The sequence below is a fragment of the Marinobacter salinus genome (genome assembly GCF_001854125.1).
Lineage (GTDB): Bacteria > Pseudomonadota > Gammaproteobacteria > Pseudomonadales > Oleiphilaceae > Marinobacter > Marinobacter salinus.
Map to the genome: position 1 here is coordinate 2,959,564 of NZ_CP017715.1, position 23,858 is coordinate 2,983,421.

Sequence of the window (23,858 nt, forward strand, 5' to 3'; positions counted from 1 at the left end):
CAATATCCCGACGTTTTTCAGCAGTTTACTGCATCCAGCCGTAGCCGGCGAGGGACTGCCTGCCCTCGTTCAGAGCGCTGCCGAAAACCCGCTGGGGGGCCTTGAGCCCCCCGAGACTGAAGGCAGTATTCAGCATGCACAGGGTCGGGTTACTCAAAGGTTCTCCATTACGCACACTCGCTTCCTTGCCCATCTCGGATTTCGATAAGGCCCGCGCCCAACGCAACTCATCCTCCCACTGCTTGATCAGATCGCGAATATAGGTGTCGTGCGGCGGATGCAAGGCACCATTAACTTCTGCGGCCGTGATCTCATCAAAACAGATGATCAGCACACCCTGGTCCCTGAACCCTTCCAGACACTGGCCGATACGCCGGTAATAATCGCCTGGCATTCCGACGCTCAAGCGCAGCTCGGCAACCTCGACGGGAGCCGGTGAAACCAGTGTTGTGGCAAGGACTTCCAGGTCTCCGGTGCCGCCGGCTCGCTCCACCGGACTGAAATCCTCGGCTGACAGCAATGACCAGAGCTGGCCCCCTACGTGATTCCTCCCTGTCGGACCATGAATTTCCGGGGCATCCAGGCCGACACTCAAAGTGATAAAAACCACACTGCAGACTTCCGTGCCCCGGATCAGTCGCCTGAGACTGGACTGCCCCCTGGGAGACTTGAGCGCTTCCGTATCGCACGATATGTACAACACTGGCAATTTTGTCACGTTGCCTCCCTTGGGCAGAGGTTCACATCGATGAGACCGCCGGAGCACTAACGCCCCAGTTTTTTCGCCGACTGCCCGGCAATGCCAAAATGCTGCGCGGGCATTTCGGTAATCATCACCCGAATACGCTCCATCGGCGCATCCAGCGAACGGGACATGGCTTCCGTTACTTCCCGGATCAGGGTTTCCTTCTGCTCATCCGAGCGGCCTTCAATAATGTACAACTGGGCAATAGGCATAAGACCTCCTTACTCGAACCGTGCGGACACAGTTCCCAGGCCCTGGTAACGAACCGTGATGTTATCGCCCGGCTCCACCGTAATGGCGGCGGTTATACCACCGGTCATAATGAAAGTACCTGCCGGGATATGTTCGCCGCGCTCTGCCAGCAGGTTGGCCAGCATGGCCACACTGGAGGCCGGGTGGCCCAGTACGGCGGCACCGGCGCCCACGTCCACTACCTCGCCGTTTTTCTCTACCACAACACCCAGGGTTTTCAGGTCCACATCAGCAACGTCGGCCATTTGGCCACCGGTAATGAAACGGGTGGAAGAGGCGTTATCCGCCACCACACTTACCAGGTCGAACTTGAAGTTTTCGTAACGGGAGTCGATCACCTCCACCGCCGGGATCACAAAATCCGTTGCCGCCAGCACCTGGCCGATGTGACAGCCCGGCCCTTTCAGAGGTGCCTTGGTAACGAAAGCGATCTCAGCCTCAATCTTGGGGTGGATCAGTTCTTTGGTGTTGACCACCCCACCGTCCGGCACGCTGAAATAGTCGGCAAGGAAACCGTAGATCGGTGTCTCGACGCCCATCTGGGCCATCTTGGCCCAGGAGGTCAGGCCCATTTTCATGCCCACGATCTTGTTGCCCCGCTCTTCCTTGCGGCGGCGAATTTCCCACTGGACATCGTAGGCGTCTTCGAAGTTCATGTCCGGGTAATCGTTGGTGACCTTGGTGATGTCATGGGCCTGCAGTTCGGCATTTTCCACATGCTCGGCCAGGGCCAGCATCTGCTCGCGGCTCAGTGTCTTGCTCATGCTTTTTGCTCCTTTTGCGCCGCCAGCAGATCCAGCGCCACGTCCACAATCATGTCTTCCTGGCCACCCACCATGCGGCGCTTGCCCAGCTCCACCAGAATATCCACGGCCTTCAGGCCGTACTTCTGCGCCGCCACTTCGGAGTGGCGCAGGAAGCTGGAATACACACCGGCATAACCCAGGGCCAGGGTTTCGCGGTCCACTCGGACCGGGCGATCCTGAAGTGGGCGCACGATGTCGTCAGCGGCGTCCATCAGCGCGTACACATCCGTGCCGTGCTCCCAGCCCATCTTGTCCGCTGCGGCGATAAACACTTCCAGCGGCGCATTACCCGCGCCGGCACCCATGCCGGCCAGGCTGGCGTCAATGCGGTCACAGCCTTCTTCCACCGCCACGATGGAATTGGCCACACCCAGGCTCAGGTTGTGGTGGGCGTGCATACCGGTTTCGGTGTCCGGCTTCAGCACGTCTTTCAGGGCCCGGAACCGGTCCCGGATGTCGTTCATGTTCATGGCCCCGCCGGAATCGACCACGTACAAGCAGGTGGCGCCGTAGTCTTCCATCAGCTTGGCTTGCTCCGCCAGACCCTTCGGGGTCTGCATGTGGCTCATCATCAGGAAGCCCACGGTGTCCATACCGAGTTTGCGGGCGTGCTCGATGTGCTGCCGGGACACATCCGCCTCGGTGCAGTGGGTGGCCACTCTGACGATTCTGGCACCGGCGCTGTAGGCGTTGTCCAGGTCGTGGACGGTGCCGATGCCGGGCAGCAGCAGGGTGGCAATTTTCGCGTGTTCGATCACTTCGGCCACCGCTTCAATCCACTCCAGGTCGGTGTGGGCACCGAAGCCGTAGTTGAAGCTGGAGCCCTGCAAGCCGTCGCCGTGGGCGACTTCGATGCTGTCGACTTTAGCCTTGTCCAGGGCCCGGGCGATGTCCTGCACGTTCTTGATGGAATACTGGTGACGAACCGCGTGGCTGCCATCGCGCAGGGTCACGTCGGAGATATAGAGTTTCTTGCCGGGGTTAAAGGTCATGGTTCGTTCCTCCTCAGTTAACCAGCGATTCAGCAATGCGCTCGGCGGTGCCCAGTGCAGCAGACGTCATGATGTCCAGGTTGCCGGCGTAGGCCGGGAGGTAATGGGCAGCGCCTTCCACTTCCAGGAAGATGGAGGTCTTCAGGCCGCTGAAGCGGCCGAGGCCCGGGACGTTCATGGGCTGGTCGGCCGGAATCACGTCAAACTGCACTTTCTGCTTCAGGCGGTAGCCCGGCACGTAGCTGTTCACGGCCTTGACCATTTCTTCCACCGAGGCTTCCACTTCCGCCTGATCGGCGGCATCGGACAGCACGTAGACGGTGTCCCGCATCAGCAGGGGCGGCTCGGCCGGGTTGAGGATGATGATGGCCTTGCCCTTCTGGGCCCCGCCCACCACTTCGATGGCCCTGGAGGTGGTTTCGGTAAACTCGTCAATGTTGGCACGGGTGCCGGGGCCGGCGGACTTACTGGAAATCGACGCCACAATCTCGGCGTAGTGGGCCTTGGCAACGCGGGAGACTGCCGCCACCATCGGGATGGTGGCCTGGCCACCGCAGGTAACCATGTTGACGTTACCTTCCTGAAGCTGTTGCTCCAGATTCACTACGGGCACACAGTAGGGGCCAATCGCCGCCGGAGTCATATCAATGATCTTGATGCTCTCTTTGTGGCCGCGCAGAAACACCTCGTTGTGCATATGGGCCTTCGCGGAGGTGGCATCAAACACGATATCGATGTCGGCGAATTCCGGCATCTTCACCAGCCCATCCACACCCTCGTGGGTAGTGGCCACGCCCATGCGAGCCGCACGGGCAAGTCCGTCCGATTCCGGATCAATGCCCACCATGGCGCCCATCTCAATATTCTTGCCGTTGCGCAGGATCTTGATCATCAGGTCGGTGCCGATGTTGCCCGAACCGATAATGGCTGCTTTGATTTTCTTGCTCATAGCCGTTTCCTCATTGTTCTCTTCGGTCAGGCAAAACGCACAGAAGCGCTTCCGATGCCGCCAATATCAACACGCATGTAATCACCGGCCTTGACCGGCTCCAGTGGAACCAGGGAACCGGAAAGGATGACTTCACCGGCTTTCAGGGGAATACCGAACTCGCCCAGGGTATTGGCCAGCCAGGTCACACAGTTCACCGGGGAGCCCAGTGCAGCGGCGCCGGCACCGGCGCTCAGCACGCTGCCATTCTTTTCCACGACCATACCGCAGGTCACCAGGTCGACCTTGCGGGGAGACACCGCCTGATCACCCAGAACAAACAGGCCGCAGGAGGCGTTGTCGGCCACCGTATCCTGAATGGCGATTTTCCAGTCGCGAATGCGGGAATCGACAATCTCGAAACAGGGCATGACGCATTCGGTAGCCGCCAGCACATCGGCATTGGTGATGCCCGGCCCGTTCAGATCCTTCTTCAGGATGAAGGCGATTTCACCCTCGGCTCGGGGGGCGATCAGCCGGTCGCTGATCGGCATCACTTCACCACTGTTGAACACCATGTCATCGGTCAGGTAACCGAAATCCGGCTGGTGTACGTTCAGCATGTTCTGCACCGCCTTGCTGGTGACACCGATCTTTTTACCGATGACCGAAGCCCCGTCCGCCAGACGACGCTCCAGCATGCGCAAGGAAATGTGGTAAGCATCATCAATGGTGATGTCCTCGCCCCGGCTGGTCAGGGGCGACACGGCCTCTCGCTTGATCATGGCGTGGTAGAGCTCGTCACCGAGCGCCTGGATTCGTGTTTGTTCCATCAGGAGTCTCCTGCAGCCGCTTGATCGGCCTCATTGAGAAAATCGTTTACCAACCGGGCAAATCGGTCAGCATGTTCAATCTGGGTCCAGTGGCCACAACGACCAAAGACATGGAGCTGGGAACGGTCGATCAATTCCGCCAGTTTTAGCGAGGCTGCCAGCGGAATCACTTCGTCTTCGCGGCCATGCAAAATCAGGCTTTCGTGGGGCAGCGCGCGGATGTCTTCCTCGTCGCTGGCCAGGTTGTCGACCCAACGCTGTCTCGGGGCCGGGAACATGGCCGAGAAGGACTCCTGGAAGCCCGGGCGAACGCTGGCCTGGTATCGCATCTCTGCCAGCTCGTCGGTGAGCAGGCCCTTGTCGTATGCGAATACATCCATTAACCGCCGCATATTTTCCCGTGAGGCTTCGTAACCCCAAACCTCGTCCAGGCCTTTGGTGATCGGGAAGCTCACGCCGACCGATCCCATCAGTACCAGCCGGCGGATCCGATGCGGATGTTCGATGGTCAGGGCCAGCGCCAGGCCACCGCCGAAGGAGTTCCCGACCAGATCCACCTGATCAAGACCCAACTCATCCAGAACACCGATGGCGTGATTCACCCAGCGCTCGCGGTTATAGATCTGATCTTCCGGACGTTCGCTATACCCGAAGCCCAACATGTCCGGGGCGATCACACGCCGGTTTTTTGCCAGCTCCGGTATCACCAGGCGCCAGTTGGCCCAGGCGGTAACGCCGGGGCCGGAGCCGTGAATCATCATGACCGGGAAGCCCTCACCCTGGTCATGCAGGTTGGTTCGGTAGCCGGCGGCCGTGATCTCTCGCCCTATTTCCGGGCTGTCTACAGGTGCATTCATGGCTACCTCACAGTTTCACGCAGATGTTCTTCATCTCGGTATAGAACTCCAGAGAATGAACGCCACCCTCACGGCCGACACCGGATTGCTTGCTGCCGCCGAAGGGCGTCCGAAGATCCCGCAGGAACCAGCTGTTCACCCAGATGATGCCCGCCTCAACCCGGCCCGCGACCCGGTGTGCACGGGTGATGTTCTCGCTCCAGATCGCGGAGGCCAGGCCATAGGGCAGGCTGTTGGCCAGCTCAATGGCTTCTTCTTCGGTGTCGAAGGGTCGGATGTGGCAACAGGGGCCGAAGATCTCGTCGGTCACCACTGCGGAATCGTCCGCGAGGCCAGTCCAGATCGTGGGCTGAACCCAGGCACCACCAGCCAGCTCTCCGGGCATATCCGGAACACCACCACCGGTGACCACGGTTGCCCCGTCATCAACGGCTTTCTGATAGTAGGAAAGGACTTTTTCACGATGCTTGAGGCTGACCAGCGGCCCCATGTTCGCTTCCGCATCGTCTGGCGGGCCGATTTTCAGGCCTTCTGCCGCTTCTTTCAGCCGACCGACAAACTCGTCAAAAATGGAGCGCTCAACGTAGACCCGCTCGGTACCCAGGCAAACCTGACCACAGTTGGCGAAGGCGGAACGCATGGTGCCTTCGATGGCCTTGTCCATGTCGCAGTCGGCGAACACCAGACCGGCGTTCTTGCCACCCAGCTCCAGGGAAATATCCCGGATGCCCTTGGCGGCTGCTTTCATAATGACCTCGCCAGTACCGGTCTCGCCGGTAAAGGTAAAACCGTCAACCTGCGGATGCTCGGTCAGATAGGCGCCGGCGGAATCACCTCCAAAACCATGAACCACGTTGTAGACGCCATCCGGCACGCCAGCCTCTTTCATCACTTCGCCCAACAGGGCCGTGGTGGTCGGTGTTTCTTCTGAAGGCTTGACCACCACCGTGTTACCACAGGCCAGCGCCGGCCCGACTTTCCAGGTCATCAGCAGCAACGGAAGGTTCCAGGGACTGATGACACCAATCACGCCCTTGGGGCGACGAACCGCGTAATTCAGCGCACCGGCGCCATCGGGGGTTGGCATTTCAAAGGCTTCCGTCGGCACGTTCTTGATCATGTCCGCGAACACTTTGAAGTTGGCGGCGCCCCGGGGAATGTCGATATGGCTGGCCAGGGATTTCGGTTTGCCGGTATCGAGGCATTCGGCCTCCAGGAACTCATCAAAACGGGCATTGATGCCGTCCGCCACCTTGTGCAGGATGGCGGTACGCTGCTCCAGGGTCATCTTTCCCCACGGCCCGCGCAGTGCGGCCCTGGCCGCCTGGACAGCGGCATCAACTTCTTCCCGGCCAGCTTCGTGAACCTTGCTGATCACTTTGCCATTCGCCGGATTGACGTTGTCGAACAGCTTGCCACTGGCCGAGCCAACGTACTGCCCATTGATGTAGTGTTTGATGTCTTTCATTGCTGCTTAGTCCTGTTTAGTCAGTTCGGGATCAGGTCAGTACCGTCAGGAACCGCTCGTTCAGCACCCGGTCGTGGTAGAAAATTGCCTTGCCGAGCTCGTCCGCAGTCCAGGTAACAGGCTTGTGGTCCGGATAGGTGTAGTCACCGCCACAGAACACTTCGTTGCGGTTGCCGGAGGGATCGAAGAAATAGATGGTCTTGCCGTGGGTCAGGCCGTGGCGGGTCGGTCCGATATCAATGGAGGTATCGGTCATGGTGATCAGGTCCGCGGCTCGCAGGACGTCTTCCCAGGTCTCCAGGAAGAAGGAGGCATGGTGGAACTTGCCTCTCTCCTCGTGGTGAATGAACGCGATATCATGTTCTTTCATGGATACGGTCAGGAACTGGGCAATGCGGGTTCCCTCGGGATCCAGCACCTGTTCGGCCAGGTGGAAGCCCAGAACATTCACGAAAACATCGTAGACGGCCGCCAGTTCAGGGCCGTAGAAGAGGCAGTGGTCAAAGCGCACGGCTTTCATCCCGGAGAGACCACGGGGCCAGGCTTCCGGGTTCACTTCAGTCACACCCCATTTGCCGGTGTACAGCTTGTCGGTATAGAGTTCGAACGCATGCCCTGATGCGACCGTAAAGCGAATGCGGCGACCGCAGTCCTTCAGCTCACCCTCGGGCACCTGTTCGACCACCACGCCATGGGCAACCAGATCCTTCTCGAGTTGAATCAGTGCCTCCTCGTTAACGACCTTGAAGCCCATGAAATCACAGCCTGGCTCATCGGCCTCGCGCAAAACCACGGAGAACTTGTCCACTTCGGTCCAGGCCTTCAGGTATACCCGGCCCAGATCATCACGGTCGGTTTCGATCAGACCGAGAAGGTCTGTGTAGTGTTTGAGGGCCTCATCCATATCGAGAACACGGATCTGAACGTGGCCGGGACGCATTACACCTTTTTTCATGACAGTTACCTCAACGCTTTTGTTTTTGTTTGCTTGCTCGCAAGGTCCGCCGCCGGTTGCGGCAGACACTCAATGATCAGGTCAGTCAGCGGGTAGATCCGGCAGGCCAGGACTTCGCCCTTTTCCACGGCTTCGGGCGGTGCGTGTGCCTTGCTCATCTTTCCGCACTCGAACTCGCCCTCAACCACCCGGATCTTGCAGTAGCCGCAGCCACCGCCCCGGCAGCCCACGGGCACGCACTTAAGGCCGCGCTGCTCCATGGCTTTGAGAACGCTCTGCCCGTCACTGCAGGTAAAGCTGTCCCCGGTTGTCCGGTTGGTGACCTGGAAACCCATACCCATGGCCCACCTCCGGTTAAATCTTCTTGAACAGCGCCGAACGCTGGCTGTCTTCAGCCCCGTCCGCCGCTGTCAGGAATTTCTCCATGAAGATGTCACGCTCGAACAGCCGCCCCTGCATCAATGCCGTGATAGCCGCATCGATCATTGGAGGAGGTCCGCACAGGTAAGCCTTATTGCCGGCAAATCGGCCATCAAAATGGGCCTTGGCCGCGTCGTGCACATAACCACGGAAGCCCTGCCAGTCCACGTCTTCCTCGGCCTGGCTAAGCGCCGGAACGTACGAGAAGTTGTCGTGATCGCGATCCAGCGCCTCGAACAACTCCCGGTTGTAGAGTTCCGCCAGGTTGCGAGCGCCCTGGAACAGAACGATCTTGCGCTTATCGTTCTGCTCCAGAAGATCCAGAATCATCGATTGGGGGCTGGACAGCCCTGAACCGCCAGCGATGAAGATCAGATCGCCCGGCTGAGAGCTGCGCACGAAGAACTGGCCATAGGGACCTGAAAGATTCAGCGCATCACCCGCTTTCAGTTGTTCGTGAATGTAGGTAGTGGCAGCGCCGCCCTCAACGAGACGCACATGCAACTCCACTTCGTCCGCTTTGCCTGGTGGGTTAGCCAGGGAGAATGCCCGCGCGCCATCGACACCGGGCAACTCAATATTGATGTACTGGCCGGCCTGGAACGTCATCGGCCGGTCCAGTTTCAGGTGCAGGCCCTTGATGGTCGGCGACAGTTCGACGATGTCGGTTACGGTGACGGCGTAATCCTCAACCGGGTAACCCTCGAAATCCGGGTCCACATCGATGTCTGCCTCGATGGTGACATCGCTTTCGACGGTGGCACAGCACGCCAGAACCTTACCCTCGTCACGCTCGATATCCATCAGGGCAAAGGGCGAGGCGTCTCCGATCTCGACGTCACCTTCAAGCACCTGAACCTTGCAGGTGGCACAGGTACCGTGACCGCAGGCGAAAGGCAACCAGACGCCCTGGCGAAGCGCCGCCTGCAGGATAGTCTGCCCATCCTCGACTTCGATCTGTTCGCCAATTGGCTCGATAGTTACGGTATGACTCATGGCGCTTACCTCAGGATGCAGAGCCGGCGATGCCGTTCAGCTCAGGTGTGATCACCGTCAGCATGCTCTTGTGATCAATACCGCTGTCCTTGAGCGTGGCCGATGCATCCGGCGTGAACGGTTCACCGTTCAGTTGCCATCTCGCATCCAGGAAACTGGCATTGCCCGCATCTGGATGAGCTGCCACCGCAGGCTTCAGAACCTCCTCGATAAAAGCACCGAAGGTCATGTCTGGCTGCACCAGAAAGGCGAATGGCGAGCAGTACATCAAGTGGTGAGGCCAGTAGAGATACAGCAACTGCATGCCATGGAAGTTCTCTACCTTGTCCCGGGGTTCAAACTTGTAATCGTATAAAGCGTTAACACTCATGATGGTCACCTTGTTGTTTTTGTGGGTGATGGGCCCGGTGCCAGTTACACCGGGCGCATCCCGAATCAAGCCGCGTTTTTGTCCGCGCCACCTGCCTTCTCGTCGGATGACTTGCCCTTGATGGCCAGCCAGCGTTTGTGATCCGGGGACCCTATGTACTCGAAATTGTCCTCGCCGATGTTGATGTGGTAATACTTCGAGACCACCGTCTCCACATCGCCACCTTCGCAATTGCCCTGATAGATCTGATGCACCGGCAACCATGCCTGCACGTACTTCTCGGGTTCGTCCTTGAAGATGTCGCAGCAACCATCAGAGCAGAAGTGATAGCGCTCGCCTTCATGCTCGATCTGGCGGTGGCTCAGCATGCTCGGGTCGTCTTTCTCGGTGAAAATGGTCGGAATCTGACACACCTGGCATAGCTGGGGCAGTGTGTTGTTGTAGAAGCGGCGACCTTCAGCGTGCTCCTTCGCCCAGTGCTCGAAGCGGGGGCGGTAGTACTTATCGAAGGTGTCCGGGTACTTTTCGGACAGCCAGTCCAGCTCTTCCTTCTCTGGCATCCAGGTGTGGAAGTTGGTGGCGTGGCCGTACTGGTAGAAAGTGGACCAAGCCTGGTGGCTGACATGGTGCTTGGCATCATTGGCGATATCCTGGTACTTCGGCGGGCGGATGCCATAACGCTCCAGATCCTTGAACAGGGCACCACCGTTCTGCTCGTAGTACACCTCCCAGGCTTCGGCCCAGGACATGACCTTGTTCGGCAGCATGTAGTCCATCATCATGCCGACCAGGCTCAGCAGGCGGAAACCGCGCCAGAACCATTTGTCGATCCACTTCTGGACAATGGGAACGTTGTCTTCATGCTGCTCGAGGATGAACTTGATCACCTCAAGGCCCAGGGTCATGTGCCGTGCTTCATCGGACTGCGCCGAGAAACCGAAAGTGACGGTGGCCATATCGCCGTTGTAGGCGGCGCCGGACATAAACGGCACGAACAACAGGTTGGTCAGCACATATTCGAACGAGAATGAGATGGCCGTCAGGAACTCGAACGGACCAGCAGAGCGGGCGTCGTCAAAGAACGACTTGGGCACCGACAGGAACCACACGCGGTCGTGCATGTGCGCTGCGTCATGCAGGCCGTTAAAGTGCTTGTTGTAATGGCTCATGGCGTGTTGCTGGGTCTGGGAATGACGCAGCTCGTCAATGGCCTGCATCTGGCATGCGACCCGCGCACCGGCACCACTGAACTGACGACCGACCTTGGCATAACCCTGGAAGGCTGCGTGCTCCAGAGGAGAAACACCCGTCAGGAACAGTTTAAGCGCGTTGACGTAGCGGGCATCTGAAATGTTCTGGTGGCCGTTGTTCTGGGCAAAGGCATCAAAAATGGCGTAGAGCTTTTTCTCTTTCTCGGCCTGATACTTCCAGTAGGCGTCCATGGTCAGTCGGAACGGGTCTTCCCACTGGGACCAGTCGGTAATCTTGATACCCTCGAAACGCTCGTCCGGATAGATGTCTTCTTTGTTCTGATAGGTTGGCTCCCAGGACATATCCCGGGTCAGGTACTGGTACTTGTCTTTGAGATTCAATTTCTTGTTTTTAACAGCCATGATGTTTCTCCCGATTAGTTCCACTGAAGAATGAAGTGGTCGTCGTCTTCGTCGACATTCCCGCCAATACTGATCACGTCGATGAGCATTTCCTGGACGTCCCAGTCGCGGCCCAGCTTTTCTTCCATGGTTTCGCGGTTGATCACCAGGCGTTTTTCCGCCTGGATCCGGATCATCGCGGGCTGGTGCTGCAGCTCCGCTTCCGGGTTGTCTTCCATAATGGCTTCCGCCAGGTACCGGGCGTTGTCGTTGTCCTGAAAGGCAATAAATACGAGCTGGCTCATGCGGATACTCCCTGGCTTTGCAGTCCACATTTCTTGAGACGGGTGGCAAGTTCGGCACGGGCTTCATCCAGTGCTTCAATACCGGCGGAGGCTTCTGCCAGTGGCTTCAGTGCGTTATAGGCCTGGGGTTCCCAGTGATCGATCCAGGTCTGCAGCAGTTCACGGTTGGCGTCGTTTTCTTGGGCCACGACTTTCACCATGGCGTTGATCCAGCGCAGCGACTCCTTGTACCAGTCGCGCATGAACTCGGTGAGCATGGAGACATCTTCTGCACCCTGGCTTTCGAACCACTGGTCCATCTTGTCGTAGACCAACGGGTACATCAGTCCGTCCATGAGAACGTTCTGAATCAGAGTCAGCTCAAACCAGTCATCAACAACAAGCGTGTCTTCCACCAACTTGCGCATGGGTTGCCACATCTCGTCATCCATCCAGTAGCCCTTGGACTCGTCGAGCCCGGCGCCGGTACTGCCGTCAATCATCAGAGCAATACGGGACAGATACTGGCCAATGCCCAGGCGATCCATCCCGGTGTAGATGTGCATCTGGGAGACAGTCGTGGCGGTGGCATCACCGGCGATTTTGCTGTTATTCATGTTGGCGCCAAGCTCGACATGACGCAGGGGAACCAGCAATCGCAGCAACTGCTTCTGGGTTTCTTCTGGAAGGCGGGTCAGCAGATTACGCTTCTCGCAGAAGCCGAAGCTGGTCTCGGCCGCTTCCTGCATCTTGGCCCGGTTGCCAACGTAGGCGCCGTAGTAAAACTGACGGGGATCAGTTACGGCGTACCAGTCTTCCATGCGGATGGCAGTGCGCGTGGGGTCGTTCAGTGTGTGTTCGGAATCCCACTGGGGCCGGTAATGGAAGTTGGTCTTTGCCTCAATGTCGTAGCTGGCCTCCTGGTAACGGGTAGCCGGCTTGTCACCGAAACGACGGGCGATGTGGCCATAGGTATGGCGGATGGGTTCCACCGAGTTGGTCTTGATTTCGATACTCATATCAACCTTACCGTTTTGTTGTTGTGAAACTGGATGTTGATGCGTCTTGCTCAGTAGCGTTTGCCATGCTCCCCGAACCGCCACTTGACCATGTCTTCGTCAATCTTGCGGATCATGTCGGAGTCCATGTGGACGACTTTGTTGTGTTTGCAGAAAATCGCGAAGGCTTCGCGAGGCAGCACGAGCTCAACGAAGAGCTCCGGATAGCCAATGGCGAAGTCGAATTCCACGAACTTGTCGCCCGGCTCACTGCGGACCCGGATGTATCGGGTCAGCTCGTCAAAGGTTTTGTTTCCGGTTTGGGTCATCACTGTTTGCCCCATTGTGTTTATTGTTGGCTGAGAGGGGAGGAGCAACGGGTGTGCCAAAGCGCAAAACGGATCCCAAAGAAAACTGCAACCTTCTGGCATTAAAAGGTTTTATTTTGTTTTCCGGGGGAATTGAACAGGGGAATTCGAAGGAAAAAACCAATGCAGCACAGAGCATTTTTTACTATTTGATCAACTTCAGAAGGGCATCTCAGCAAATGCTCAGGTGTTCCCCGAGCCGTCAGACCAAGATCAATTTTTTACCATTTGATTGATTTTTGACTTCCATCGGGTGTTATATAGAGCGGCAACATTTGTTGCCGGCACCCTGAGCTTTCATTCCGGGCGCACCCTACCCCACACAACAACAAACGGGGCTCCTGACATGGCATCCAGCTATAAGCCACAGCTGCAATACGTGGATTTTCAGGATCTTACGGAGCAGATCCAGTTCCAAAGCACGGAAGGAAAAATCTGGTTCGGCGAGCAACGCATGCTATTGATGCAGCTCTCCGCCCTGGCCGCATTTCGCCGGGAAATGGTCAACACCATCGGTATCGAGCGGGCAAAAGGGTTCTTTCTGCGCCTCGGTTATCAGTCCGGCCTTCGGGACGCTGAACTTGCCCGCAAGCTGCGCCCACACTGCAGCGAACTCGATATATTTCTGGCCGGGCCCCAGCTTCACTCCCTGAAGGGTATGGTGAAAGTGATCCCTATCGAGATCGATATTGATCAGGAAACGGGGGGCTTTTACGGTGAGTTGGACTGGATTGATTCATTCGAGGTGGAGATCTGCCAAACCGAGCTTGGCCAGATGGACGAACCCGCCTGCTGGTCCCTGCTAGGATATGCTTGCGCCTACACCTCCTCATTCATGGGCCGTCAGATCATCTTTAGAGAAGTCACCTGTCGCGGCTGCGGCGATGAAAAATGCCATATCGTCGGCAAGCCGGCGGAAGAGTGGGACGACGCCGAAGAATTTACCCAGTACTTCAAAGCAGACCCGATGATCGAAGAGCTCTACGACCTGCAGTCGCAGGTGAGCTCGCTGCGCAGCAGTCTTGAGAAACAGCAGGGCCAGTACTACGGGATTGGCCAGTCGGCGTCGTATAACAAGGTCTGCAAAATGATCGACAAGGCCGCCCTGGGCAAGGTCTCGGTGCTTCTTCTGGGTGAAACCGGGGTGGGCAAAGAGGTTATTGCCAGAAGCGTTCATTTACGCAGTGAGCGGGCAGAACAACCTTTTATCGCCGTGAATTGTGCGGCCATACCACCCGATCTCATTGAAGCGGAATTGTTTGGCGTCGAGAAGGGCGCCTACACCGGCGCAAACCAGTCCCGGCCCGGCCGGTTTGAACGCGCCCATGGCGGCACCATATTCCTGGACGAGGTAGTAGAGCTTACGCCTCGAGCCCAGGCTACCTTGCTCAGGGTTCTGCAGGAAGGCGAACTGGAGCGGGTGGGCGACAATCGCACGCGCTCAATCAACGTGCGGGTGATCGCTGCCACCAATGAGAGCCTTGCCGAGGCGGTTGATAGTGGCAAGTTCCGGGCGGATCTCTACTACCGTCTGAATGTTTTCCCGGTCAAGATTCCACCCCTGCGGGAGCGCCTGGAAGACCTGCCATTATTGGCGGAACATTTCCTCAAGAAGTTCCACTCGGAATACAACAAGCGGACTCTCGGCCTTTCAGATAAGGCGCTCGCTCTATGCATGAATTACCAGTGGCCAGGCAACATCCGCGAGCTTGAAAACGTGATTGAGCGAGGCGTGATCCTTACGGACAACAATGAATCCATCAGCCAGGAATCCCTGTTCGCAGTCTTTCCGGCCACCTGCTCTGAAAAGGCCCATGAGTTTGTGGATGTCGAGGGACACCTGGTGCAGGAGCATGCCAGCACCGGGAGCTGGGCGGACCAAATCCTCGGAAGTGCGATCAGTCTCGATGAAGTGGAAGAAACGCTGATGCGCAGAGCCATGGAGCAGGCCGACCAGAACGTATCCAGAGCAGCCCGCATTCTTGGGCTTACACGCCCGGCCCTCGCCTACAGACTGAAAAAAACAGGCATTTTTTCTGAGACCTGAGAAGCAAAACGGCATTGCAGCAACAGGGATGTTGCGCTTTCTCCCTCCCGCCTCATGAAATAAGCAAACAGATTCCACGTTTTACCATTTGATTAAAATCAAGCCTTCCAATCGGCGTGACACCGCCAGACCCTGACTGCCAAAAAACCCTTTATTTCATTATTTTTCAGTATCTTGAAATCATTAATCAGGAGATGGCATACCGGTTGCTCATTCCCCGTCAGTCGCTTTTTCACAAAAACAAAGACGGTGACAGATAATGCAAAACACCCCTCTGCGCAAACGGCGCACTGTCGGTAAGGCCATCGCCATAGCCAGCACCTCATCTTTGCTGCTGTCCGGTTGCGAAGCGCCTCTCAATCTTGAGGCCGTGCGCCAGGTATCCGAGCAATCGTCCAAACGCACAGACTTCTACCAGGCCATGGCCCAGAACCAGGAGACCATCGTTGTTTCCGGCAATGATGGCGTGTTGCTGACCAGTTCAGACAACGGCACCACCTGGAAACGCCAGGCACTGAAATCAAACGCAAGCTTTCTGGCCCTGGATGTCTGCCCCGATAACACCTTCATCGCGCTGACCTTCAACAACCAGATCTGGCATGGCAACGCTCAGGCAAATCACTGGACACCACACGCCCTGCCCAGCCAGGAGCAAATGATGACCGCGGCCTGTGCGCCCGATGGCAGCTGGTGGACCGCGGGCAGCTTTACCACTATCCAGTACAGCTCCGACCAGGGTCAGACCTGGGACGAAACCTCTCTCTTCGAAGATGCCATCATCAATAACCTTCAGTTCATCAATCAGGATCAGGCCATCGCAACGGGCGAATACGGCATGGTTCTTCGCAGTGATGATGGCGGCCAGAGCTGGGACTACGCCGGCTACCTTCCGGATGAGTTCTACGCCCACACCAGCTACTTCCGCTCAATGGATGAAGGCTGGGTCGGTGGTCTGAACGGCTTCATTTACCACACCACCGATGGCGGCCAAAGCTGGGAAAAGATGCATGCCGACACTAATGCACCGGTGTTCGGTTTCGTCCCCGGAGATTCCGCGCTCTATGCGGTTGCCGACAATGCCACCGTGCTTCAGTTGCGGGACAACGCCTGGAAGAAGATTTCAGAATCCGGTCAGCCTCTCTATCTGCGGACCGGCCTCCTGCTGCCTGAACGGACACTATTGGTAGCCGGCGGCCGTGGCCTTCTTTTCGACCTTGAACTCCCCGCGGCCCTTGCGGCCAGCAAAGACTGAGGATATCAATCATGCCCGGACTGCACCGTTTCACACATCTGCTGCATCTGCTGGAAATGTGGATATTCAACAACCCCCGCAAGGTACTGTCAGTCATCGCGATACTGACCCTGCTGTTTGCCCTGCGTATACCCGGCCTGAAGATCTATACCGATTTTGCAGACCTGCTGCCCCAGCAACATCCCTACATTGAGCTGCACAACAGCATCAAGGACAGTTTTGGGGGGGCTAACGTTCTCGTGGTGGGGGTCGAGTTTGAAGAGGGTGATATTTTCACCAACGAAAACCTCGCCCGGATTGACCGCATCACCCAGGCGGTCGACAGTCTTCCCGGGGTCAACCACAACCTCGTCTCCAGCGTTACTCACAGGAACTCCCGGAAAATCTGGTTAACCGAAGTCGGCAGCATCAACTCCGAGCCGTATTACGACTCCACCAGTGGCGACTACTCGCAGCAAGCTCTGAACGCAATGCGGGCCGACGTTGGTGCCAACCCCCGGGTTTACGGCCCCCTGGTTTCCCCCGACCTGAAAATGGCGCTGGTCAAGGCACAGCTGATCGAAGGCAAGCTGGATTACGAGGAAACCTTTGCCCAGCTTCAGGAACTTCGCGCCAACGAAGGCGGTGAAGGTGTGACGATCTACGCCACCGGGCAACCAGTCCTGGTGGGCTGGGCCTATACCTACATGGACCAGATTCTCCAGATCTTCATCTTCACTGTGCTGACCATGCTGGCCCTGCTCATTTTTCACTTCCGTAAAGCGTACGGTGTACTTATCCCCCTTGGAGGCGTTCTCATCTCCACCGTGTGGGGGCTTGGGATTATCAGTGTACTTGGCTACAACCTGGACCCTTTGGGTCTGGTAATCCCCTTTTTGATTGCAGCACGGGCCATGAGTCATGGCGTCCAACTGGTCGAGCGCTATTATGCCGAAACCCTGGTTCTGGGCAGTGGCCCGAAAGCGGCGAAAGCGACCTTTGACAGCCTGTTCAGGCCCGGCTCACTCGGCGTTGTTTCCGATGCCATTGGCCTGTCGTTGATCGCCATCGGATCCATCCCCCTGAACACTCATCTGGGCATCTACGCCTCGCTCTGGGCAATCACCGTGGTGTTTACCGTACTGGTTGGTGTGCCACTGCTGCTCTCCATTCTACCCACTCCCAAGAATCCGGAGATCAGGGAAACCGCCTTGCGCCATATCGGTGCCAGCTGTTCCCGGACCGTCACCAGACCCGGCGCCGCACGCGTGATTCTCGCTATCGCGGCCGTTTCCATGCTTGGCGGACTGCTTGCGGCTTCGAACGTCCAGATCGGCGATTCGGAACCGGGCTCCCCGATCCTCTATCCGGACCACGACTACAACATTTCCTCCAGAGTTGTGAACGATCGCTTCCCGGGTTCGGAGGAGCTCTACATTGTTGCCGAGACCAGTGAAAAAGGTGGACTGAAGCGCCCCGAGGTACTCGAGGCCCTGTCTGACCTCCAGGCACATATGCTGCTGGATCCGGAAGTTGGCGGCAGCAAAGGCCTGCCGGACTTGGTCAAGCAGGTTAACCGCCTGATGCACAACGACGATCCGCGCTGGTATCAGATCCCCCACGATGCCGGATATGTCGGTGGCTTGATGTTTACCTACATGGCTTCGAGCCCGGTTCCCGGAGCCCTGGATGAATTCAACGACACCGATGACCGGATCGCCAACCTGGTGTTCTATTACAAGGATCGCCAGGGCGAAACCATCCGGCGCGCGATCCACATGGCAAAAGAATGGATTGCCGAGAACGGCGACAGCGTCGAGGGACTGACCATCCGGCTGGCCGGTGGAACGCTGGGCGTGGCCGCAGCCATGAACGAATCGGCGTTCGAGACCAACGTGATCGTTCTGCCCCTGGTTTTCCTGCTCATCTTCGCCTTCGTAATGCTGTTCTACACCTCCTGGAACGCCGGTCTGATGATGCTCATGGCCATGCTGTTTGCAACCACCCTGACCTACGCCTACATGGGCCTGAACGGCCTGAGCATCGACATCAACACGGTGCCCGTTATTGCCGTCGGAATTGGTGTTGGCATCGATTACTCCATCTACATGATGGACCGGATCCGCGAAGAGATGGCGAAGTGCGGCGATCTTCGGGAATCCGTCCGAAGGGCCATTTCCACTACAGGTATGGCCATCAGTTTCACCGCGCTGACCCTGATGGCCGGCATCATCATGTGGGTCATCTTCTCCAACCTCCGCTTCCAGTCCGATGCAGCCCTGCTGCTGTGCGTGATGATCGTCATCAACGGGCTGGCCGCCATGTTGCTCGTGCCCTCCTGGGTGCTTGCCTTCAGGCCCCGGTTCATCACCGACGTGTACGCCGATGAGGACGGAATCCTGCACTCCGATCACAAGGAAACCACATCAGCTCCATCCCCTGTTTTGACCTCAAAGCAGGACGATGGGTTTGTGACGGGAGCGCCACACCAGGCCTGAGCCTGGTGCCGCGCCCCACTAAAACCTGTAACGAGGACATGCCATGCAAACAACAATAAAAGGCCTGAGGTTCTGGTGCTGCACCCTTGCGGGTAGTGCCAGCCTGGCGCTGTTTCCAATAACCACGACGGTGGCTGCGGAAGACACCCGCGTCAACGGCTTCGTCGAAAATGCGACGTACGGACGCGACAGCGTTGGTCTGTCGAAGTTTCGCAACACACTGCAACTTGAAGGCGAGAAGAAACTCGGGGACGTTGGTATTTTCAGCAACGTGTCCGTCAATGGCACGCTGCGCGGCACTTATGACGGCGTCTACGACCTGAACAAGGACGAATATGGCCGCACAGCCGGCGGTGCCATTTTGCTGGAAGACACAGCTCCGGCGCCGAACCCTGATCCCTTTGTGCCTCACGGCGGCGGTATCGTCCCAACGCCGGACTTTGGCTTTGACATCAACCAGAACCCCAACGACGGCATGATCGTACTGGGTGAAAACCTGCACCCGCAGGATGGCGGTGTCGGTTTCGGTGTACCGGTGCGGCCCTGTGATGTCGACAGCCGTGGCTGTATTGATGATTACCTGGATAAAGATCTGAACGAACTCCGTTTCCAGGAGTTCAATGACCGGGCAGACTTCATCCGCGAGCTCTATGTCGATTTCGATCTGAACTTTGACAGCGGCAATGTACTGAGTACCCGCCTGGGTAAGCAGCAGGTCATCTGGGGACGGACAGACCTGTTCCGGGTACTGGATGTTATCAACCCGGTGGACTTCTCCCGCAACAACATCTACGACGAACTGGAAGACATCCGCATTCCCATGTGGATTCTGAAATCAGACTATCGCATGGGCCCGACAGAGGTTTTCGACGGTTTAGCCTTCGACGACCTGAACTTCCAGGTAGTCTGGAACTTTGATCAGTTCCGGCCTCATGACATTGGCCAGTGTGGCCAGCCAAACGTGATCCTGGATGCAGGCTGTTTCTTCCGCGGCATGAACAACCTCTGGGAGAATGGCGGCACTGTCGCCAACTTCGCCAACGGCAGCATCGCGACCGATTTCGGCCCGGGCCAGATCGGTATCCGTGAAGCGCACCTGCCAAGCTGGAGCCTGTCCAACACCCAACTCGGCCTCAAGCTCGAAGGTGTGTATGGCGACCTCGGCTTCTCTCTGAACGCCCTCACCTATCGGTCACAGCTACCGTCATTGCGCGGTGGCATTCCGGCAGAAAATGCCTTCACCGGAGAAACTGCCGTCTGGCCGGGCCTGATAGCCTTCGATATCCACTTCCCCAGGGTCAACCTGGTGGGCGGCTCGCTGGACTACTACTCCCAGGGTATCGACACCGTGTTCCGGGTTGAGACCGCCTATACCTCCGGTGAAGAGTTCGCCAACACCCTTCGCGAGAAGTTGTACTCCGAATCCGACGTGGTTCGCTATGTGGTGGGTGCGGACAAGAGCATCTTCATTCCCATGCTGAACGAATCCCAGGCGTTCCTGTTCTCCGGTCAGATCTTCGGGCAGCACATTCTCGATCATGAACGCGAGCAGCGGCTTCTGGGCGAAGCCGGTATTCCGGACTGGGAGCAGAACTGGATCGCGACTCTGCTGATCAAAGGCTTCTACATGAACGGCCGGCTCAGCCCACAGATCATCGCTGCCCATGATGTCCGCGCTCAGGCCACAGCCATCGCACCGAGCATCGAATGGCTGGTCAATGACAACTTCAGGCTCACCGCCGGCGCCAACGTCAAAGTTGGCGATGGTGCCCGCAAGTTTGACGACTGCCGCACCTGTAACCCATGGGACCCGTTCACCGCAGCCTATCCTGGCCAACCCGCTGGCGAGACTGCCGGTCTTTCCGGTTACGAGCCGCTCGGACGCTTCCAGTCCGGCCCCATCGGCATGGCCCAGAAAGAAGACGAAATCCAGCTGACTGCACGTTACAGCTTCTAAATCGAGAGGACGAAAATGATGAAAACAAAACAAACACTCCTTGTCCGCTGCCTGACCGCCGGCCTTGCCACTGGCATGCTCGCGGCTCACGTGCAGGCGAGCGAGGAAATCGTGAACAACTCGTTCTATCCCTATGCGAACAGCGTTCCGACCGAGGAGGGGCTGAACGCCGGCATGACCATTGACCAATCCAACGTGGCCGAATTCAAGGATGTTATCGACCCGGCGTTCTACACCTTCATTGAAAATGGCTGGACCTCCATTGAGGTTGGCGCAACGACATCGTTTGATCTGAACGAGAATTACGTTGAAGCAACCCGTACGGGGCTCGGTAACGTAACGCTGGGCGATCAGGTCGGTGAAATCAGTGGCTGGCAGGCTGGCCGACCGTTCCCGCAGGAGCCGGATGCCAACGACCCAAGGGCCGGCGAAAAACTCGCCTGGAACTACAAGTATGGCTACAACTGGGGTGACAGCGCCGCCATTTACCCGTTCTACTGGAAGTACCGGGACATGGATTCCGCCAAAGTGGAGCGCACCATCAAGTTCAACTTCCACTTCCTGAACTACAAGGGCCGGGTGATCCAGGAGCCGACGCCGGAAATCACCCCGAACCCGTCTGACCTGTTCCGCGCCATCTACGTTCAGGTTCTGGACCCCGCCGACGTGCGCAATACCCAGCTGTTGATTCACCGGGCTGCGGATGACCTCAAGCGGGACAACTCCTGGCTCTACCTGGGCTTCCAGCGCCGGGTTCGTCGTCTCGCGACCGGCCAGGTCACCGACGCTTTCCTCGGGTCTGATCTGATGATCGAGGATTTCGAAGGCTACAACGGTCGTATCTCGGACATGGACTGGACCTACAAAGGCACCCGTTACATGCTGATGCCCTTCTACAACCACAACGACCTGACGCTGGATTCCGAAACCCACAGCGACAGCGACGGTTATCAGGTTGTAGCGTTCAGTGGCCAGGGTGGCTGCTTCCCGGACATCACCTGGCAGTTACGCAAGGTGTACGAGGTTGAAGCGGCACCGGTGGATGAAAGCCACCCACTGTCCAAGCGGGTTCACTACATCGATGCCCAGACCTTCACCATTCCCCGTACCGTGTCCTATGACCGTAAAGGCAGCCTGTGGAAGACCTTCACCATTGGCCAGGCCCACCCTGACCACCACCTGCCGAAGAACAAGGGCAGCGGTGTCTCCATCGATGACAGCTTCAGCATGATCGATGTTCAGGCCAGCCACTGCACCACCGGCCAGTTCAAGGGACAGGTTGATCCGGAGCTGTCACCGCCACAAATGTTCAACGTTCAACACCTCCGGGCAACCGGAAGCTGATCCAGGGATCCTTGTTGCTTCTCCATTGGGCCCGCTTATGCGGGCCCCTTTTTTGGATTATTGAGGATATCGAACATGACCGATAACCAGTCACCCACCAGCGAACAAAACTCAATGGAGCCCCTGACGGTTGTCGTCTCCCGTCGGGTCAAAAAGGGCAATCAGGAAGCATTTGAGGCTCTGAGCAGCAAAATGACGGAACGGGCCTCCCGTTTTCCGGGGTATCTCGGTACTGCCATGTTCAGGCCTGCCTCACCGGACGATCCGGAATACCGCATCGTGTTCAAGTTCCGTGACCGGGAATCGCTGGCTGCCTGGGAAGCTTCCGAGGAGCGAGCAGAGTTGCTGGAGCAGATAGAGAGTCTGCTGGTACAGCCCAGTGAGCGGGAAGTTACCTCGGGCATCGTGACCTGGTTTACATTGCCGGGCCAGAATCCGGTGAAGCCGCCGCCAAAATGGAAGATGACCATTGTCAGCTGGCTTGCCCTTTACCCGTCGGTCACGCTCGTTTTCGTGCTGTTTGGGGACTTGCTGGCACAGGTGCCGCTTCTTTTGCGGACAATGCTCGTGACCATAGTGGTGATGTTGTTGATGAGCTATGTGCTCATGCCGAGGATGACCCGCTGGTTTGCATTCTGGTTATTTCCGCTGAAGGACAGAAAGTACCGTTAAGCGGAGTACCTCGCACCGAAATACCATCATTAAGGAGCAAGCCAGACTAAGCTGACCTGCTCCCGACGATATCAGAAATGAATAACCGTCCGAATACTCTTACCCTCATGCATCAGGTCGAAGGCCTTGTTGATATCCTCCAGTGGCATGTTATGGGTAATAAACACATCCAGCGGAATCTCACCCTTTTCGGCTTTTTCCACATAGCCCGGCAGTTCGGTACGGCCTTTCACACCGCCGAACGCTGAACCACGCCAGACCCGACCGGTGACCAGCTGAAACGGACGGGTGCTGATTTCCTCGCCGGAACCGGCGACACCGATGATGGTGGATTCGCCCCAGCCCTTGTGACAGGCCTCAAGCGCCGCACGCATCAGTTTCACATTGCCCACGCACTCGAAGGTGTAGTCGGCACCGCCGTCGGTCATCTCGACAATCACTTCCTGAATCGGCTTGTCGTAGTCGTTGGGATTGACCACATCTGTGGCACCCAGCTGTTTGGCAATGTCGAATTTGCCCGGGTTGATGTCGACGCCGATGATCCGGCCGGCTTTGGCCATCTTGGCACCGATGATGGCGGCCAGGCCGATGCCACCCAGACCGAAGATAGCGACGGTTGCACCCTCCTCAACCTTGGCGGTGTTCAGCACCGCGCCAATACCGGTGGTGACGCCACAACCCAGCAGACAGACCTTGTCCAGGGGGGCTTCCTTGGGGATCTTGGCCAGGGAGATTTCCGGCAGCACGGTGTACTCGGAGAAGGTGGAGCAGCCCATGTAGTGATACAGCGGCTGGCCATTGTAGGAGAAGCGGGAGGTACCGTCCGGCATGACGCCCTTGCCCTGGGTCGCCCGCACGGCGCCACAGAGGTTGGTTTTGCCAGAGGTGCAGAACTTGCACTTGCCGCATTCGGCGGTATACAGGGGAATAACGTGGTCACCCACTTCCAGTCCGGTAACGCCGGGGCCGACCGCTTCAACAATACCGCCACCCTCGTGGCCGAGGATGGTTGGAAACAGGCCTTCGGGATCGGCGCCCGAGAGCGTGTAGGCGTCAGTATGGCAAACACCGGTGGCAACGATGCGCACCAGAACCTCGCCTTCCTGGGGCGGGGCAACGTCGACTTCAACGATTTCGAGCGGTTTGTTGGCTTCGAAGGCCACCGCGGCGCGGGATTTGATCACTGTCAGGCTCCTTTAATATCGGATCGCACCCTTGGGGCTGCGACATTTCAGGCGTTACGTG

24 protein-coding genes are annotated in these 23,858 nt (G+C 57.6%); 7 read left to right on the plus strand and 17 right to left on the minus strand.

Annotated features, from left to right (window positions below; all coding sequences use genetic code 11):
- Positions 1-25: 25 nt before the first annotated feature.
- The 16 genes from BKP64_RS13825 to BKP64_RS13900 form a co-directional block, all read right to left on the minus strand.
- The gene (locus BKP64_RS13825) at positions 26-718 is read right to left on the minus strand and encodes a hypothetical protein (protein WP_070971227.1); all 693 of its coding nucleotides are present in this window, start codon (positions 716-718) and stop codon (positions 26-28) included.
- Between the two features lie 47 nt (positions 719-765).
- The gene (locus BKP64_RS13830; protein ID WP_070971230.1) at positions 766-957 is read right to left on the minus strand and encodes a 2-hydroxymuconate tautomerase; all 192 of its coding nucleotides are present in this window, start codon (positions 955-957) and stop codon (positions 766-768) included.
- Positions 958-966: 9 nt separating this feature from the next.
- The gene (dmpH, locus tag BKP64_RS13835) at positions 967-1,761 is read right to left on the minus strand and encodes a 2-oxo-3-hexenedioate decarboxylase (RefSeq protein ID WP_070971232.1); all 795 of its coding nucleotides are present in this window, start codon (positions 1,759-1,761) and stop codon (positions 967-969) included.
- Positions 1,758-2,795, minus strand: coding sequence for a 4-hydroxy-2-oxovalerate aldolase (gene dmpG, locus BKP64_RS13840; RefSeq protein ID WP_070971235.1), 1,038 nt, complete (start codon positions 2,793-2,795; stop codon positions 1,758-1,760). Before dmpG ends, dmpH begins: the two co-directional genes overlap by 4 nt.
- 13 nt (positions 2,796-2,808) lie before the next feature.
- Positions 2,809-3,744 carry an acetaldehyde dehydrogenase (acetylating) gene (locus BKP64_RS13845; RefSeq protein ID WP_070971238.1) on the minus strand — a complete coding sequence of 312 codons (936 nt, stop codon included), beginning with the start codon at positions 3,742-3,744 and terminating at the stop codon, positions 2,809-2,811.
- A 26-nt stretch (positions 3,745-3,770) separates the two neighbouring features.
- Entirely contained in the window at positions 3,771-4,556 is a 786-nt protein-coding gene (gene dmpE, locus BKP64_RS13850) for a 2-oxopent-4-enoate hydratase (protein ID WP_070971241.1), read from the minus strand.
- Positions 4,556-5,413 carry an alpha/beta fold hydrolase gene (locus tag BKP64_RS13855; protein ID WP_070971242.1) on the minus strand — a complete coding sequence of 286 codons (858 nt, stop codon included), beginning with the start codon at positions 5,411-5,413 and terminating at the stop codon, positions 4,556-4,558. The genes dmpE and BKP64_RS13855 overlap by 1 nt, the downstream gene beginning before the upstream one ends.
- 7 nt (positions 5,414-5,420) lie before the next feature.
- Positions 5,421-6,881, minus strand: a complete 1,461-nt coding sequence (locus tag BKP64_RS13860) for a 2-hydroxymuconic semialdehyde dehydrogenase (RefSeq protein ID WP_070971245.1) — start codon at positions 6,879-6,881, stop codon at positions 5,421-5,423.
- A 31-nt stretch (positions 6,882-6,912) separates the two neighbouring features.
- Positions 6,913-7,836, minus strand: a complete 924-nt coding sequence (locus BKP64_RS13865) for a catechol 2,3-dioxygenase (RefSeq protein ID WP_070971252.1) — start codon at positions 7,834-7,836, stop codon at positions 6,913-6,915.
- A gap of 5 nt (positions 7,837-7,841) precedes the next feature.
- On the minus strand, positions 7,842-8,177 hold the full coding sequence (locus BKP64_RS13870; RefSeq protein ID WP_070971255.1) for a 2Fe-2S iron-sulfur cluster-binding protein: 336 nt from the start codon (positions 8,175-8,177) through the stop codon (positions 7,842-7,844).
- A 13-nt stretch (positions 8,178-8,190) separates the two neighbouring features.
- A complete protein-coding gene (locus tag BKP64_RS13875; protein WP_070971258.1) occupies positions 8,191-9,252 on the minus strand; it encodes an NADH:ubiquinone reductase (Na(+)-transporting) subunit F in 1,062 nt (353 codons plus the stop codon).
- A gap of 10 nt (positions 9,253-9,262) precedes the next feature.
- Positions 9,263-9,622, minus strand: coding sequence for a phenol hydroxylase subunit P4 (locus tag BKP64_RS13880; RefSeq protein WP_070973690.1), 360 nt, complete (start codon positions 9,620-9,622; stop codon positions 9,263-9,265).
- A 65-nt stretch (positions 9,623-9,687) separates the two neighbouring features.
- Positions 9,688-11,235, minus strand: a complete 1,548-nt coding sequence (locus tag BKP64_RS13885; RefSeq protein WP_070971261.1) for an aromatic/alkene/methane monooxygenase hydroxylase/oxygenase subunit alpha — start codon at positions 11,233-11,235, stop codon at positions 9,688-9,690.
- 14 nt (positions 11,236-11,249) lie between these two features.
- Positions 11,250-11,519, minus strand: a complete 270-nt coding sequence (locus BKP64_RS13890) for an MmoB/DmpM family protein (protein WP_014579141.1) — start codon at positions 11,517-11,519, stop codon at positions 11,250-11,252.
- The gene (locus tag BKP64_RS13895; protein WP_070971264.1) at positions 11,516-12,517 is read right to left on the minus strand and encodes an aromatic/alkene monooxygenase hydroxylase subunit beta; all 1,002 of its coding nucleotides are present in this window, start codon (positions 12,515-12,517) and stop codon (positions 11,516-11,518) included. The genes BKP64_RS13890 and BKP64_RS13895 overlap by 4 nt, the downstream gene beginning before the upstream one ends.
- A 50-nt stretch (positions 12,518-12,567) precedes the next feature.
- Positions 12,568-12,825: a phenol hydroxylase subunit gene (locus BKP64_RS13900; RefSeq protein WP_070971267.1), complete on the minus strand. Its 258-nt coding sequence runs from the start codon at positions 12,823-12,825 to the stop codon at positions 12,568-12,570.
- 53 nt (positions 12,826-12,878) lie between these two features.
- On the opposite strand from BKP64_RS13900, the gene BKP64_RS13905 reads away from it, so the two are divergent.
- From BKP64_RS13905 to BKP64_RS13935, 7 genes are all read left to right on the plus strand, one after another.
- Positions 12,879-13,100 (plus strand): hypothetical protein, encoded by a 222-nt coding sequence (locus BKP64_RS13905; protein WP_070971270.1) that lies wholly within the window; start codon positions 12,879-12,881, stop codon positions 13,098-13,100.
- A gap of 110 nt (positions 13,101-13,210) precedes the next feature.
- Positions 13,211-14,911 carry a sigma-54-dependent Fis family transcriptional regulator gene (locus BKP64_RS13910; RefSeq protein ID WP_070971273.1) on the plus strand — a complete coding sequence of 567 codons (1,701 nt, stop codon included), beginning with the start codon at positions 13,211-13,213 and terminating at the stop codon, positions 14,909-14,911.
- A gap of 259 nt (positions 14,912-15,170) precedes the next feature.
- On the plus strand, positions 15,171-16,163 hold the full coding sequence (locus BKP64_RS13915; RefSeq protein WP_070971276.1) for a WD40/YVTN/BNR-like repeat-containing protein: 993 nt from the start codon (positions 15,171-15,173) through the stop codon (positions 16,161-16,163).
- Positions 16,164-16,174: 11 nt separating this feature from the next.
- On the plus strand, positions 16,175-18,640 hold the full coding sequence (locus BKP64_RS13920) for an efflux RND transporter permease subunit (RefSeq protein ID WP_070971279.1): 2,466 nt from the start codon (positions 16,175-16,177) through the stop codon (positions 18,638-18,640).
- A 43-nt stretch (positions 18,641-18,683) separates the two neighbouring features.
- Positions 18,684-20,597, plus strand: a complete 1,914-nt coding sequence (locus tag BKP64_RS13925; RefSeq protein ID WP_070971281.1) for a DUF1302 family protein — start codon at positions 18,684-18,686, stop codon at positions 20,595-20,597.
- A gap of 18 nt (positions 20,598-20,615) precedes the next feature.
- The gene (locus BKP64_RS13930) at positions 20,616-21,941 is read left to right on the plus strand and encodes a DUF1329 domain-containing protein (RefSeq protein WP_099092592.1); all 1,326 of its coding nucleotides are present in this window, start codon (positions 20,616-20,618) and stop codon (positions 21,939-21,941) included.
- A gap of 75 nt (positions 21,942-22,016) precedes the next feature.
- Entirely contained in the window at positions 22,017-22,613 is a 597-nt protein-coding gene (locus BKP64_RS13935; protein ID WP_070971286.1) for an antibiotic biosynthesis monooxygenase, read from the plus strand.
- Positions 22,614-22,684: 71 nt separating this feature from the next.
- Here BKP64_RS13935 and BKP64_RS13940 read toward each other — a convergent pair whose 3' ends face one another.
- Complete coding sequence (locus BKP64_RS13940) at positions 22,685-23,797, minus strand: S-(hydroxymethyl)glutathione dehydrogenase/class III alcohol dehydrogenase (protein WP_070971289.1); 1,113 nt, start codon at positions 23,795-23,797, stop codon at positions 22,685-22,687.
- Between the last annotated feature and the right edge of the window lie 61 nt (positions 23,798-23,858).